This is a genomic window from Symbiobacterium ostreiconchae (assembly GCF_055396975.1).
In genome coordinates this window covers 704521-717203 of record NZ_AP042454.1, presented here as the reverse complement: position 1 = coordinate 717203, position 12683 = coordinate 704521, and the positions used below count along the sequence as shown (strand labels likewise).

The following is a 12683-nucleotide window of genomic DNA, read 5'->3' as shown; positions in this document are numbered from 1 at the left end:
TTTTCGGACGAGTCGCACAGTCCGGTGGGAATCATAGCACGGCCGGGCCGCCGTGGCAAGGCCCTCTCATGGCCACATTCAGCACATTTGTGTTCAAATTCTGTATGTACATTAATAGAACGAGGACCGAAATATTGGGGGCGGTCTCGTGGTGAGATGGGCTCGGTCTCCGGGCACGGCCCTGCTGGCGGCGGCGCTGGCGCTGTTTCTCCTGCCAGGGCAGGCGGCGGCGTCGCACCTGAGCGGCGGGGAAAGCGACCTGATGGGCATCTACGGCGGCATCGCCCTGGTGCTGGGATTCGCCGGGCTGCTCGGCATCCTGGGGCTGGTGCCGGCGCGCTGGCGCTGGCGGGGGTACCGCTGGGGGCGGTGGCTGGTCGCGGCCGGCCTGCTGGTCCTGGTCGGCGGAGGGTTCCATGCTGCGATCGTCGGCACGGTGGAACGGGGAGCCGGCGACGAGGCGTTCGGCCGGCTGGCGACGCAGCAGCTGCTCGGCACCCTGGTGGTCTTCCTCGCGTTCTGGGGCGGCGTGTACGCGCTGGCCCGCCGGTCCGGGGTGCTGAACATGGGGGAGTCCGTCAAGTACACGGTGCTGCGCAACGGCGATCCGCCGGAGTGGACGGCCTCCCGGGTCGAGCGGCCGGGTGAGCACAGGCTGATGTGGATTCCCGTTGCGGCCATGGGCGTCTTGGCGCTTTTCTTCACCGCCGGGATCCTCATCGCCATCCTGCGGCTGCCGTCCGGCGCACGTCTGTAGGGTTTCCGTGTCCCAGTCTGCAAAGGGGAGGAGAGAGAGGATGTTCAGCAACGTAGAAGGATCCGCCAGTCGGAATTTCTTCTACACAGCCGTCATCTGGATGGCCATCGGCATGAGTTTCGGACTGTTCGCTGCTGTGCTCCTGATCTTCCCGGACCTGGTGAAGAACGTGCCCGTGCTCGAGTACTTCACCTTCGGCCGGGTGCGGCCTGTGCACACCAACCTGGTGCTGTTTGGCTGGCTCAGCGGTGCCTACTTCGCGACGCTCTTTTACATGGTTCCTCGCCTCTGTGGCACCTCGCTGTGGAGCGAGCGGCTCGGCAACTTCGCCGTGGTCTTCTACAACCTCCTGATGACCGCCTACGCCGTCACGCTGCTCATGGGGATGAACGCGGGCCGGGAGTACGCCGAGTCGACGTGGGTCCTCAAGATCCTTACGGTGGTCCTCTTCGCCCTGGTCTTCTTTAACGTGCTCATGACCTTCGCCAACCGCAAAGAGAAGGAGCTCTACGTCACCGCCTGGTACATGCTGGGCGCCGTGGTGACCGCGCCGGTGATCTACATCGTCGGCAACCAGTTCCTCCTGCCCACCAACCCCATCACCGGCGTGAACGACGCGGTGGTGAACTGGTTCTACGGCCACAACATCCTGGGCTACTGGTTCACGCCCATCGGCGTCGGTGCGGTGTACTACCTGCTGCCGAAGCTGACCGGCAACCCCATCTGGAGCCACAAGCTCTCCATGATCGGCTTCTGGATGCTCATGTTCGTCTACGGTCCCACGGGGGCCCACCACCTGGTCAACGGCCCGGTGCCGTACTGGCTGCAGACGGTCGCCATCGCCTTCTCGGTCTGCCTGATCATCCCGGTCTGGACCGTGCTCACCAACTTCTACGGCACGATGAACGGCCGCTGGGGCGCCCTGAAGGAGTCCGTGCCCCTGAAGTTCACCGTCAGCGCGATGGTCTTCTACTTCATCACCTGCTTCCAGGGGCCCATGCAGTCCCTGCGCTCGGTGAGCTCCATCGTGCACTTCACCAACTGGGTCGTGGGCCACGCGCACCTGGCCCTGGTGGGCACCTTCTCGTTCATCATGTTCGCCACCATCTATTATGCCCTGCCGCGGCTGGTGGGCCGGGAGATCTGGTCGGCCAAGCTCATGGACTGGCACTTCTGGCTCTCCCTCATCGGCTTCACCCTCTTCTTCGTCTCCCTGACCATCGGCGGGCTGGTGCAGGGGTCTGACTGGGCGGCCAACCAGTCGGCCAACTTCATCGCCTCCGTCATCAACCAGCGGCCCTTCAACATCGCACGGGCCATCGGCGGGGCCATGATCCTCGGTGCCCAGGTCCTGTTCATCTTCAACATCTTCAAGACGGCGACCGCCGGCAGGCAGTTCAGCGCCGAGTCCGCTGAGGCCGGCTCCATCGTCGCCGGTGTATAGGGAGGGGGTGCGCTGCAATGGGCAACAAGTTCGAGCGGAACGCTGCACTGCTGGGTCTCGGCGCCTTCCTTCTGCTCGCCTTCGCCGTGGTGATCACTGTCGCGGTGCCGCTCATGCAGGAGGACCTGTACGCCGCATCGCCCTCGTCGCCCCGCTATGCGGGTATGTTCCCCGACGGCAAGCCGATCAGCCCGCAGGTGGCGCGGGGGCGGGAGATCTACATCCGTGAAGGCTGCTTCTACTGCCACACGCAGCAGGTCCGTACGCTTCCCAACGACGCCGCCTTCCAGGCGCCGGCCGTCACGCTGGATGACGGCAGGACCGTCGGCGGCCGGCCGACCCGTCCCGAGGACTACGGCAACGACAATCCGGCCCTGCTGGGTTCACAGCGGACCGGTCCTGATCTGAAGTACGTCGGCCACCGGCTCCCCTCCAAGGAGTGGCACATCGCCCACCTGATCGACCCGCGTTCGACGGAGCCCAACTCGATCATGCCTTCGTACGCCCACCTGCCGCCGGATGAGCTGGACGCGCTGGCCGAGTATCTGCTGGTCCTGCGCGACTGGGCGGTGCCGATCCAGACCCTGGCCAAGTACCCCGGGCCGAACATCCTGGAGGCCACCGACGACATCCTGCCTGACGAGTACCGTGACCTGCAGAACCCGTACTCCGTCGACGACGCGGCCGTGCTGGCCCGGGCCGAGGAACTCATCGAGGCCAACGGCTGCCTGCAGTGCCACGGCGCCGACATGCGGGGCATGACCGCGGAAGACGGCTGGGGCTCCCCGCCCTACCCCACCAACTGGTTTGAGGCCGGCAAGGTCCACTCCGACCAGTTCATCTTCTGGGTCATCTCGGAAGGCACGCTGAAGGAGGACGGTTCTGGCTCCGGCATGCCCGCCTGGCGGCTGAACGGCCTCTCGGACGAGGACCGCTGGGCCCTGACCACCTACATCAAGTGGCTGGGGACCCAGGAGTAGGCGCCCTGAAAGGGGGACTCCGCCGTGGATATCGAGTGGACCCGATTCAGCGATCTGAACGTTTCCAGCGGGTTCCTGCTGATCATCGTGCTGGCGCTGTGGGCCGTGGTCGCCGTGGTGATGTACTGGGCGTTCCTGTCGGGCAGCACCAGCATGGACGAGGACGTGAAGTACAAGTACGTCGAGGACGATAAGCCCGTCACGCGCTGAGGGAGGTAGGAGCATGTCTGAGGAGACTCGGCCGCAGATGGAGCCGGAACAGGGCCACGCCTCGCCCCCGGTGCCCAAGTTCCTGCTGCTCGTCTACGCCGTGATCGCGATCTTCTTCGTGTACTACCTGGCCGCCAACCTGCGCTTCGGGCCCAGCAGTCCCACGGGCTTCTAGCGCAGCGACGCCACCCCCTCGCCGCGTGGCGGGGGGGTCTGGCTCACCTTCGGAGGGGGATGGAGATGAAGAGCCGCCTCGGCAAGGTGCAGACGGTCATCCGCCGCTACCGGCGCGCGTCTCAGCTGACCGTGCTGGCTTTGCTGATCCTCTCACCTTTCGTGAACCTCTTCCGGTTTGACGTGCCCAGCATGTCGCTTTACCTGTTCGGCACCCGACTGTGGGTGAAGCACACCTTTGTCTTCTTCATGCTGCTGGTGACGGTGATCTACACCATCATCGCCGCCAGCCTGCTGTTCGGCCGGGTGTTCTGCGGGTGGGTCTGTCCCCAGAACCTGTTCAACGAGCTCACCCGGACCTGGGACCGGCGCCTGGGGCGCGCGGGCAGCACCCTGCTTTCCCTGGGCATCAGCCTGTTCGGGGCTTTCGTGGTCTGGAGCTACTTCAGCGACGGGCGGGCGCTGCTGGCCCGGTACCTGGCCGGACAGGTGCCCGCAGGTCCCACCCTGTTCATCCTCGGGTTCGGCCTCTTCTTCACGCTGGCGATGGCCTGGTGGCGCACCGCCGTCTGCCGTGTCGTCTGCCCGTACGGCCACCTGCAGTCCATCATCTCCAACGCCGACACGATGCACCTGCAGGTGATCAACCTGCCCGGCAACCGGGACATCTGCGCCACCTGCGGCCTCTGCGCGGAGATCTGCCATATGGGGGTGGACCCGCGCACCGCAGAGCAGAAGCACTGCGTGGTCTGCGGCGACTGCCTGGACGCCTGTGCGCTGGTCTCCCGGGCCCGGAAGGTGCCTCGGGTGCTCAACTTCGTGATCGGATCGGGGGAGCGGGCGGTGGCCCTCAGCGACCGGAGCCGGCTGTGGCAGAACATCCGGCTGCTGGCCCCGCGCCTGGTGCTGCCGCTGACGCTGACCGTGGTTCTTGGGGGGCTCTCGGCCTATATGCTGGCCAACCGGCCGCTGGTCGACCTGATCGTCGCGAAGAACCACAGTCAGGTGCTGGCTGCCGGGGGACCGGTCAGCAGCGGCAGCGTGATGTCCGTTTCGGTGATCAACCTGGGCGACAAGGGCGACCTGTTCCACCTGTACGTGGACGGGTTGCCGGAGAACTGGGCTGCCCTTGAGCGGTCTGACATTCACCTGGCCCCCGGCGAGCGGGCCTCAGTGCGTCTCACGGTGCACCCCACCGAGCGGGTTGTCGGCACGCACCGCTTCACCGTGCGCGTCGTTGGCGAGCAGAGCGGGGCGGAGGCCAGCTTCGACACGGTCCATGTGGTCTATTGATCCTTTTGTGCCGTAAAGACGCGAACGTAGTCCTTCGGACTAGACAAAAAGGACAGTCACTTTGCCCGAGCCGGCACCGGGGGGGTATATACAGCACATGTTTTCTGACACTCAATAACAGCACTTACGATGGTTTTATGTTGCCTGTAAAGCCGAATTGCGGCTATAATGTATGCTGTTGCGCAGTGTGGCTGGCTGGATTCCGGGTCGCTGGCTTCCGATAATGGGGAGGTGCTGGTTCGGTGAGTCTGTGGGCCAGATTCAAGAACACGACGCTCTACAAGTCGATCTACCGGAATGAATACCCGGACACCCCGCGCAATCAGGTCCTGGTCATCCTCAACAGCGTTGTGCTGCACCTGCACCCGGTCAAGGTGCCGCGGCGCGCCGTGCGAATGAGCTACACCTGGGGCCTGGGCGGGCTGTCGTTGCTCATGTTCCTGATGCTGACGGTGACGGGCGTCTGGCTGATGTTCTACTACGTTCCGGCCGTGCCCGGCGCCTACGAGTCGATGAAGGCGCTGGACACCGAGGTCATCTTCGGTCCGTTCGCCCGCAATCTGCACCGGTGGGCGGCCCACGGCATGGTGATCGCCGTCTGGCTGCACATGACGCGGGTGTTCTACACCGGTTCGTACAAGCCGCCCCGGGAGTTCAACTGGGTGATCGGCGTCGTCCTCTTCCTCATCACCGTGCTGCTTTCGTTCACGGGCTACCTGCTGCCCTGGGACCAGCTGGCGTACTGGGCCATTCAGGTCGGATCCAACATGGCCAAGGTGACGCCGGTCATCGGCACGTACGTCCAGCGGGCGCTGCTGGACGGCTTCGACATCGGCCCGTCCACGCTGGTGCGCTGGTACACACTGCACGTGATCCTGCTGCCGCTCGCCTGTATCTCGCTGATGGCGGTGCACTTCTGGCGCATCCGCAAGGACGGCGGCATCTCCACCCCCATCCCGTACGACGAGGATGAGGAGGAGCAGGAGGAGCTGGCGCTGGCCGCCGGCGAGACGAATGAGTAGGGAGGGAGCTCGGATGGCTGAGGCGCCGGAGAAATATCAGCAGACGGGCCCCAAGGTGAAGCCCGGTCAGAAGGAAGAGATGGTCTACACCTGGCCCTTCCTCGTCTCGATCGAGGCGATCATGGCCATCACCGCGATCCTCGCGTTTGCGCTCATGGCCACCTTCATCGACGCGCCGCTGATGGACATGGCCAATCCCGACCATACCCCCAACCCGGCCAAGGCGCCGTGGTACTTCCTGGGGCTGCAGGAGCTGCTCCTGCACATGGACCCCGCGCTGGCAGGTGTGATCGTGCCGGGGGCCGCGCTGGTGCTGCTGGCCATGATCCCGTACATCGACCGGGACCGGCGGGGCAGCGGCATCTGGTTCTCCACGAAGAAGGGGGTGCCCATCACCATCTTCGCCGCCATCTACACCGCGGTCATCGAGATCGCGCTGGTGCTGGTGGACGAGGTGGTGCGCGTGCCGGGCATGCCCGAGGGATCCTACCGGATCTCCGCCACCGTCACCTATCTGCTGGAGCAGACGGGGCTGCCGACCGAGGCGGTCTCGTGGGTCGGGTCGATCTTCATCCCGCTGGTGCTGATGATCGGCATCCCCTGGGTGCTGGCGGTCATCGTCAAGCGGCGCTGGCAGGCCAACACCCGCGAGGTGATGATCGCGCTGTACACCTTCTTCTTCACTTCGTTTATCGTACTGTCTGCGATCGGCACCTTCTTCCGGGGCGAGTCCATGCACCTGGTCTGGCCGTGGGAGCTGCAGCCCCCGCACTAGGCCGGTCTCGCCGCCGAACGACAAACCTCTGGGAAAGGGTGATCTTCCATGGCCGCTGAGAATCAGGTCCGTGCGGCTGCGGCGGCTCCGCCCGCCCCGGGTCCTTCGGCAGACGGCATGACCCGCCGCCAGCTTCTGCGCAGCACCATGTTCGCCACCATCGGTGCGATGTTCGGCCTGGCGGCTGCCGGCGCCGGCGGCATGTTCTGGCCGATCAAGCTGACCGGTTTTGGCGGCATCGTGCCCGCCCCGGTGAAGGCCCACGAGATGGAGGTCGGCGACGTGGTGGTGGTGCGGGACGGCAAGTACTACCTGACCCGCACCGAGGACGGCCTGATGGCCCTGTACTGGAAGTGCGTCCACCTGGGCTGCACCGTTCCCTGGAACGCCACCCAGAAGAAGTTCATGTGCCCGTGCCACGCCTCGGTGTACGAGATCACCGGGCAGAACATCGCCGGCCCGGCTCCCCGCCCGCTGGACATGATGGAGATCATCGTGCAGCCCGATGGCACGGTGCTCGTCAACACGGGCAACATCATGGAACGGCAGCGGCACGAGCCCGAGCACGCCGTCAAGATCTAGGGTGAGGAGGGCAGTCCGATGTTCAACTTCACCAGCCTCCTGGGCTACGCCTCGCCGATCCCGACCCCGTGGTACCACGGGGTGAAGGTCTCGGAAGCGACTGAACTCCTGATCGTCCTGACCCTGTTCCTCGGCGTACTGGCTGCTGTCTACTTCATCCAGCGCTGGATCGGCGATTACTAGAACGGTGACCGGAAAGGAGCTCACCGCTTGTGCGTAACGAGAGGAAGTATAAGGTCATCACGCTGCTCTCTCTGGCTCTTGCGATCCTGCTGCTGGGCACGGGCATCCGGGAGCCTTTCCGGATGGCAACCGCGGAGTACCGGCAGCATGAGGAGTACGTGCTGAAGGGCGCCAAGCTGTACGCCGAGAACTGCGTGCAGTGCCACGGCCCCTACGGCGAGGGCGTCGTGGGCATGCCGCTCAACCGCGCCGAGTTCCGGGTGGATGCCAATTCTCCGGCCGGCAAGGAGATCTACAACTACCTCTACGACACGATCGCCAGGGGCCGCCCCGGGAACGCGGACCACTACCAGTGGGTCCGGGTGAAGACGCCTGAGGGCAAGGACGCCTGGATGTCCTACACGGAGATGCCCCCCTGGCTCAAGCAGCACGGCGGCCCGATGGATGAGGAGGCCGTCAAGGCGCTGACGCTGTTCATCATGTACGATGATCCGACGGGGTCCCAGTGGTACATGGTCGGCGACTCCACCAAGGCGCCGATTCCGGAGGCGGACCTGACCCCCGATGAGACCGGCGTCATCCCGCTGCCCGACGCCGACGTCGCCGAGGAGGTCAACGTCGCCGCCAAGGCGCTGCTCCGGGACCTCGCCAAGACCCAGTGCCTCACCTGCCACATCATTGGCACCAAGGGCGCCTACATCGGCCCTGACCTGAGCCGCCTGGGCGCCTGGGGTATCGATCAGGAGTTCCTGGAGGAGTGGATCAAGCGGGCCAGCGGGCCCAACGCCATGCCCCACGATGAGCGGATGCCCATCTACTGGAGCCAGAACCGGGCCATCACGAGCACCGAGATCGACCTGAGCGAGCGGGTCGTCTCCGAGGGGCCGTACTACATGCCTGCCTTTGAGGGGCGGCTGACCGACGAGGAGATCTCCATCATCGCGCAGTACCTGCTGGGACTGAAGTAGTGCCGCAGAAGCGCGCCGGGAGAGGGGGGGTGGTCCCGTGCGGGGGTACCTGATCACGCTGCTGCTCATCGCCTTCCTGGTCGGGAGCCTCTTCCGGGCCTCCGAGGTGACGGGCATGCGGATCTGGAACATGTTCGCCACCTTCGGCATCTTCCTGTTCGGCGTCGTGGGCTCCCTGGCCCTCACCCGGCTGCAGCAGCGCTCGGGGCAGCGGGGGATCGAGGAAGCCCTCAAGGCCCTGGAGCCCGATTGGATCATCACCGACTGGTCATCCGCCCCCGGGGAGCGGCCGGACTACCTCCTGGTCGGGCCGGCGGGTCTGCTGGCTGTGTGCGCGGAGCACTCGCCGGGGCCGGCGCGCTCGGCCCGGGCCAGGCGGCGGATCCAGGCGGCAGCGGCCCGGGCCGTGCGGAGCGCCGGGTGGGTGCAGGCCGAACTCCGCGGCTGGCCGGACGCAGCCGAACTTCAGGTCATCCCCCTGGTGCTCCTCTCCCGGATGCGCGCCCCGGAGGACCAGCCGGACGGCGGGGTTCCCGTGCTCAACCCCGAAGCGCTGTCCGGGTTCGTCGAGACCCTGAGCCCCGGTCCTGGGGTCAGCAGGTCGCTGCGATACCGCATCACGCGCCTTCTCCGTGAAGGCCGCCTGCCCGAGACCGGCTAGTGGCCCCCAAGAGGAGGGAGAACCGTGCCGCACTATATCGACGAGAAGTGCATCGGGTGTACCGCCTGCGTCGCCGTGTGCCCGACCGAGGCCATCAGCGGCGAGCGCAAGCAGCTGCACTACATCGACCCGAAGCTCTGCATCGACTGCGACGCCTGCGTGCGCAGCTGCCCGGTGATGGCGATTGCGGACGAGTTCGGCGTGTACAAGCCGCGCATCGCGAAGCGGGCAGACTGGCCGAAGCCGGTCATCGACCCCGTTTCCTGCTCCGGGTGCGACTTCTGTGTGGACATCTGCCCGTTTGACTGCCTGGAGCTGGCAGGGGACGGCCCGTTCTTCGGCACGGCTGTGCTGGTGAGGCCCAACGCCTGCGTCGGCTGCAAGGAGTGCGAGGAGGTCTGCGCCAAGGGCGCGATCATCGTCGTTCCGCCGGGCGAACTCCATCCCATCGCAGCGGCGGAGGGAAGGGCCTAGGTTCGGGAAGGAGCCCTCGGTGTCGAGGGCTCCTTCTGCCATTGTCGAATCGCGCGCAGGTATCGCCGAGCCGCGAGTCGAACCCCGTCTCAGGGAGGGAGACCGTTTTGCTGAAGTTTGACGCCGTCCTCTTCGACCTCGATGGCACCTTGATCGACAGCAACCACCTGATTGTGACATCGTTTCAGCACGTGCTCCGGACCTGGCTGGGGCGGGAAGTGGCCCCGGAGGAGATCTACCCGCACTTCGGCGTGCCCCTGCGCGCGGCCCTGGCTTCGTTCGATCCGGAGCGGGCGGACGCCCTCCTTGAGGCCTACCGGACGTTCAACCACAGCCACCACGACCGGCTGGTGCGCCGTTTTGCCGGGGTGGACGAGGCCGTCGCGGCGCTGCACGCGGCGGGGGTCCAGCTGGGCGTGGTGACGTCCAAAGTGACCTCCCTGGCCCGCCGGGGGCTCTCCCTTTGCGGGCTGGAACCGCACTTCCCTGTGGTGGTCGGGGTGGACCAGACGCAGCGGCACAAGCCGGAGCCGGACCCCGCCCTGCTGGCCCTGGAGCGGCTGGGGGTGGCCCCGGGGCCGCGGGTCCTGATGGTGGGCGACTCCCCGCTGGACCTGCGCTGCGGGCGGGCCGCCGGATGCCGCACCGCGGCCGTGGGCTGGGCGATGGACAGGGCCGCCCTGGCGGAGGCGGAGCCGGACTTCTGGGTGGAGCATCCGTCCGACCTGGTGCCGCTGGTGCTTTCGGAAGGCGAGCCGGTCTGACCGGGCCGACACCCGAGGGCGGACGTGTATGGCTGAAAGGGTGGTGGCACAGTATCTACGGAGGAGGCTAGCGCTTTCGGATAAGATTGGGACTGCCAGAAGGAGACACCTTCGGACAGGTCGAAGTTGCAACTCTATCGGGCTTGTTTTCGAGTTCGCGAGGTCTAACAGGCGCCCAGCCATCGGGAAGCGCACCGCCCCGCGGTGCGCACTTCGCCCCTGTGTCACCGCCTGCCCATCTGTATGTTCTTGCTGGGGCCCCCCGGCTGAGCGCAGGTCCATCAACCGTTGAGGAGGAGATGGGGTTGAGAAGATTTGCTGTCGAAAAGGTGCGGAACGTTGCCCTCATTGCCCATGGCGGGGCCGGGAAGACCTCCCTGGCTGAAGCCATGCTCTTCTCGGCCGGGGCGACCGATCGGCTTGGGCGCGTCGATGAGGGAAATAGTGTAATGGATTTTGATCCCGAGGAGATCCGGCGGCAGGTCTCTATCTCCATGGGCATCGCGCCTCTGGAGTGGAAGGGCCACAAGTTTAACCTGCTGGACACCCCCGGGTATTTTGATTTTGTCGGCGAGGTCAAGGCGGCCCTTCGGGTCGTCGAGACGGCCATTCTCCTGGTGGACGCCGTGGCGGGCATCGAGGTGGGCGCAGAGCTGACCTACGAGCACGCGCTCCGTGCCGGGGTCTCCCGCTTTATCGTCGTGAACAAGATGGACCGGGAGAACGCCAACTTCCAGAGGACGCTGAGCGCCCTGGAGGAGGCCTGGGGTCGGGGCGTCGTCCCCTTCCAGTTGCCCATCGGCGCCGAGGCCAGCTTCAGCGGTGTCGTGGATGTGGTGCAGCAGAAGGCCTACATCTTCTCCGGCAAGCAGGTCAAGGAAGAGGCCGTGCCCGCCGAGTTCGAGGGGCAGGTCGCGGAGATCCGCGAGAAGCTGATGGAGCTGGCCGCGGAGGCCGATGACGAGCTGACCATGAAGTTCCTGGAGGAGGGGGAGCTCTCCCAGGAGGAGCTGGAGCGGGGCCTGCGGCTGGGCGTGGTGAAGGGCGACATCGTCCCGGTCCTGGTCGCCTCTGCCGCGAAGAACATCGGCGTCAGCACCCTGCTGGATGCCGTCGTCGCCTACGCGCCGTCGCCGGCCGACCGCGGCGAAGTGCTCGGCGAGACGCCCGACGGCGAGCCGGTGAGCCGGCCCGCGAGCGACGACCAGCCCTTCAGCGCGCTGGTCTTCAAGACCACCGCGGACCCCTTCGTCGGCCGGATGACCGTCATGCGGGTCTTCACCGGCAAGCTCACCGGCGATTCGACGGTGTACAACCACACGCGCGGCCGCAGTGAGCGCATCGGCAACATCTTCATCCCCAAGGGCAAGGGGCAGGAGCCGGTGACCGAGGCGGGCCCGGGCGACATCGTGGCCGTGGCGAAGCTGGCCGTTACCCAGACCAACGACACCCTGGGCGAAGAGGGCAAGCCCTTCATCCTGCCGCCCGTCGACTTCCCCTCGCCGGTGTACTCGGTCGCCGTGGCGCCCAAGTCCAAGGGCGATGAGGACAAGATCGGCTCCGGCCTGCAGCGCCTCGCAGAGGAGGACGCCACCTTCACGGTGCGGCGCGACCCGGTCACGAACGAGACGATCCTCTCCGGCCTGGGCGAGACCCACGTGGACGTGATGATCGAGCGGCTGAAGCGGAAGTTCGGCGTGGAAGCCGTCCTGAGCGAGCCGAAGGTGGCCTACAAGGAGACCATCCGCGGCAAGGCCGAGGGCGAGTACAAGCACAAGAAGCAGACCGGCGGCCGGGGGCAGTACGGCCACTGCAAGATCGAGATCGAGCCCCTGCCCGAGGGCGAGTACGAGTTCGTCGACAAGATCTTCGCCGGCGCCATTCCGCTCAACTTCCGTCCGGCGGTCGACAAGGGCGTCCAGGAGACCATGGCGGAGGGCGTGCTGGCCGGCTACCCGGTGACCGGCGTCCGCTGCACCCTGCTGGACGGCTCGTACCACGACGTCGACTCCTCGGAAATGGCCTTCAAGATCGCCGCCCGCAATGCGTTCCGGCAGGCCTTCATGAACGCGAAGCCGATCCTGTTGGAGCCGATCATGCGGGTTGAGGTGGTCGTGCCCGAGTCCTACATGGGCGACATCATGGGCGACCTCAACAAGAAGCGGGGCCGGATCTCGGGCATGGAGCCGACCGGCGACGGCAAGCAGGTCATCCGGGCGATGGTGCCGCTCGCGGAGATGCACCGCTATGCGATCGATCTCCGGTCGATGACCCAGGGCCGCGGCCAGTTCACCATGGAGTTCGACCACTACGAGGAGGCCCCGGCGCAGGTGGCCAAGGCCGTCATCGAGGCCGCGGCGGCCAGCCGGAAGGAGGACTCGGAGTAGGCCGGGGGC

Annotated in this window: 15 protein-coding genes; all 15 read left to right on the top strand. The window is 66.1% G+C overall.

Annotation, left to right across the window (positions count from 1 at the left end; all coding sequences use genetic code 11):
* The first annotated feature begins 148 nt into the window (after positions 1–148).
* The 15 genes from ACZ5UM_RS03550 to fusA all read left to right on the top strand — a co-directional run bounded on the left by ACZ5UM_RS03550 (position 149) and on the right by fusA (position 12674).
* Positions 149–757: a hypothetical protein gene (locus ACZ5UM_RS03550; RefSeq protein WP_464846989.1), complete on the top strand. Its 609-nt coding sequence runs from the start codon at positions 149–151 to the stop codon at positions 755–757.
* 40 nt (positions 758–797) lie between these two features.
* A complete protein-coding gene (locus ACZ5UM_RS03545; RefSeq protein ID WP_464846988.1) occupies positions 798–2201 on the top strand; it encodes a cbb3-type cytochrome c oxidase subunit I in 1404 nt (467 codons plus the stop codon).
* A 17-nt stretch (positions 2202–2218) separates the two neighbouring features.
* Positions 2219–3181, top strand: coding sequence for a cbb3-type cytochrome c oxidase subunit II (locus ACZ5UM_RS03540; RefSeq protein ID WP_464846987.1), 963 nt, complete (start codon positions 2219–2221; stop codon positions 3179–3181).
* Between the two features lie 24 nt (positions 3182–3205).
* Positions 3206–3391 carry a hypothetical protein gene (locus ACZ5UM_RS03535; RefSeq protein ID WP_464846986.1) on the top strand — a complete coding sequence of 62 codons (186 nt, stop codon included), beginning with the start codon at positions 3206–3208 and terminating at the stop codon, positions 3389–3391.
* Positions 3392–3404: 13 nt separating this feature from the next.
* Positions 3405–3566, top strand: coding sequence for a hypothetical protein (locus ACZ5UM_RS03530; protein ID WP_464846985.1), 162 nt, complete (start codon positions 3405–3407; stop codon positions 3564–3566).
* Between the two features lie 65 nt (positions 3567–3631).
* On the top strand, positions 3632–4858 hold the full coding sequence (locus ACZ5UM_RS03525) for a 4Fe-4S binding protein (RefSeq protein ID WP_464846984.1): 1227 nt from the start codon (positions 3632–3634) through the stop codon (positions 4856–4858).
* A 242-nt stretch (positions 4859–5100) separates the two neighbouring features.
* Positions 5101–5880 (top strand): selenite/tellurite reduction operon b-type cytochrome ExtP, encoded by a 780-nt coding sequence (gene extP, locus ACZ5UM_RS03520; RefSeq protein WP_464846983.1) that lies wholly within the window; start codon positions 5101–5103, stop codon positions 5878–5880.
* A 13-nt stretch (positions 5881–5893) separates the two neighbouring features.
* Positions 5894–6655, top strand: a complete 762-nt coding sequence (locus tag ACZ5UM_RS03515; RefSeq protein WP_464846982.1) for a menaquinol-cytochrome C reductase — start codon at positions 5894–5896, stop codon at positions 6653–6655.
* 48 nt (positions 6656–6703) lie between these two features.
* On the top strand, positions 6704–7237 hold the full coding sequence (locus tag ACZ5UM_RS03510) for a Rieske 2Fe-2S domain-containing protein (protein ID WP_464846981.1): 534 nt from the start codon (positions 6704–6706) through the stop codon (positions 7235–7237).
* 18 nt (positions 7238–7255) lie between these two features.
* On the top strand, positions 7256–7420 hold the full coding sequence (locus ACZ5UM_RS03505) for a hypothetical protein (RefSeq protein ID WP_464846980.1): 165 nt from the start codon (positions 7256–7258) through the stop codon (positions 7418–7420).
* Between the two features lie 29 nt (positions 7421–7449).
* Positions 7450–8388 (top strand): c-type cytochrome, encoded by a 939-nt coding sequence (locus ACZ5UM_RS03500; protein WP_464846979.1) that lies wholly within the window; start codon positions 7450–7452, stop codon positions 8386–8388.
* A 37-nt stretch (positions 8389–8425) separates the two neighbouring features.
* Positions 8426–9049: a hypothetical protein gene (locus ACZ5UM_RS03495; protein WP_464846978.1), complete on the top strand. Its 624-nt coding sequence runs from the start codon at positions 8426–8428 to the stop codon at positions 9047–9049.
* 24 nt (positions 9050–9073) lie between these two features.
* Positions 9074–9523 carry a 4Fe-4S binding protein gene (locus ACZ5UM_RS03490; protein WP_464846977.1) on the top strand — a complete coding sequence of 150 codons (450 nt, stop codon included), beginning with the start codon at positions 9074–9076 and terminating at the stop codon, positions 9521–9523.
* Positions 9524–9630: 107 nt separating this feature from the next.
* The gene (gene ppaX, locus ACZ5UM_RS03485; protein ID WP_464846976.1) at positions 9631–10287 is read left to right on the top strand and encodes a pyrophosphatase PpaX; all 657 of its coding nucleotides are present in this window, start codon (positions 9631–9633) and stop codon (positions 10285–10287) included.
* A gap of 299 nt (positions 10288–10586) precedes the next feature.
* Positions 10587–12674 (top strand): elongation factor G, encoded by a 2088-nt coding sequence (gene fusA / locus ACZ5UM_RS03480; protein WP_464846975.1) that lies wholly within the window; start codon positions 10587–10589, stop codon positions 12672–12674.
* Positions 12675–12683: the final 9 nt, after the last annotated feature.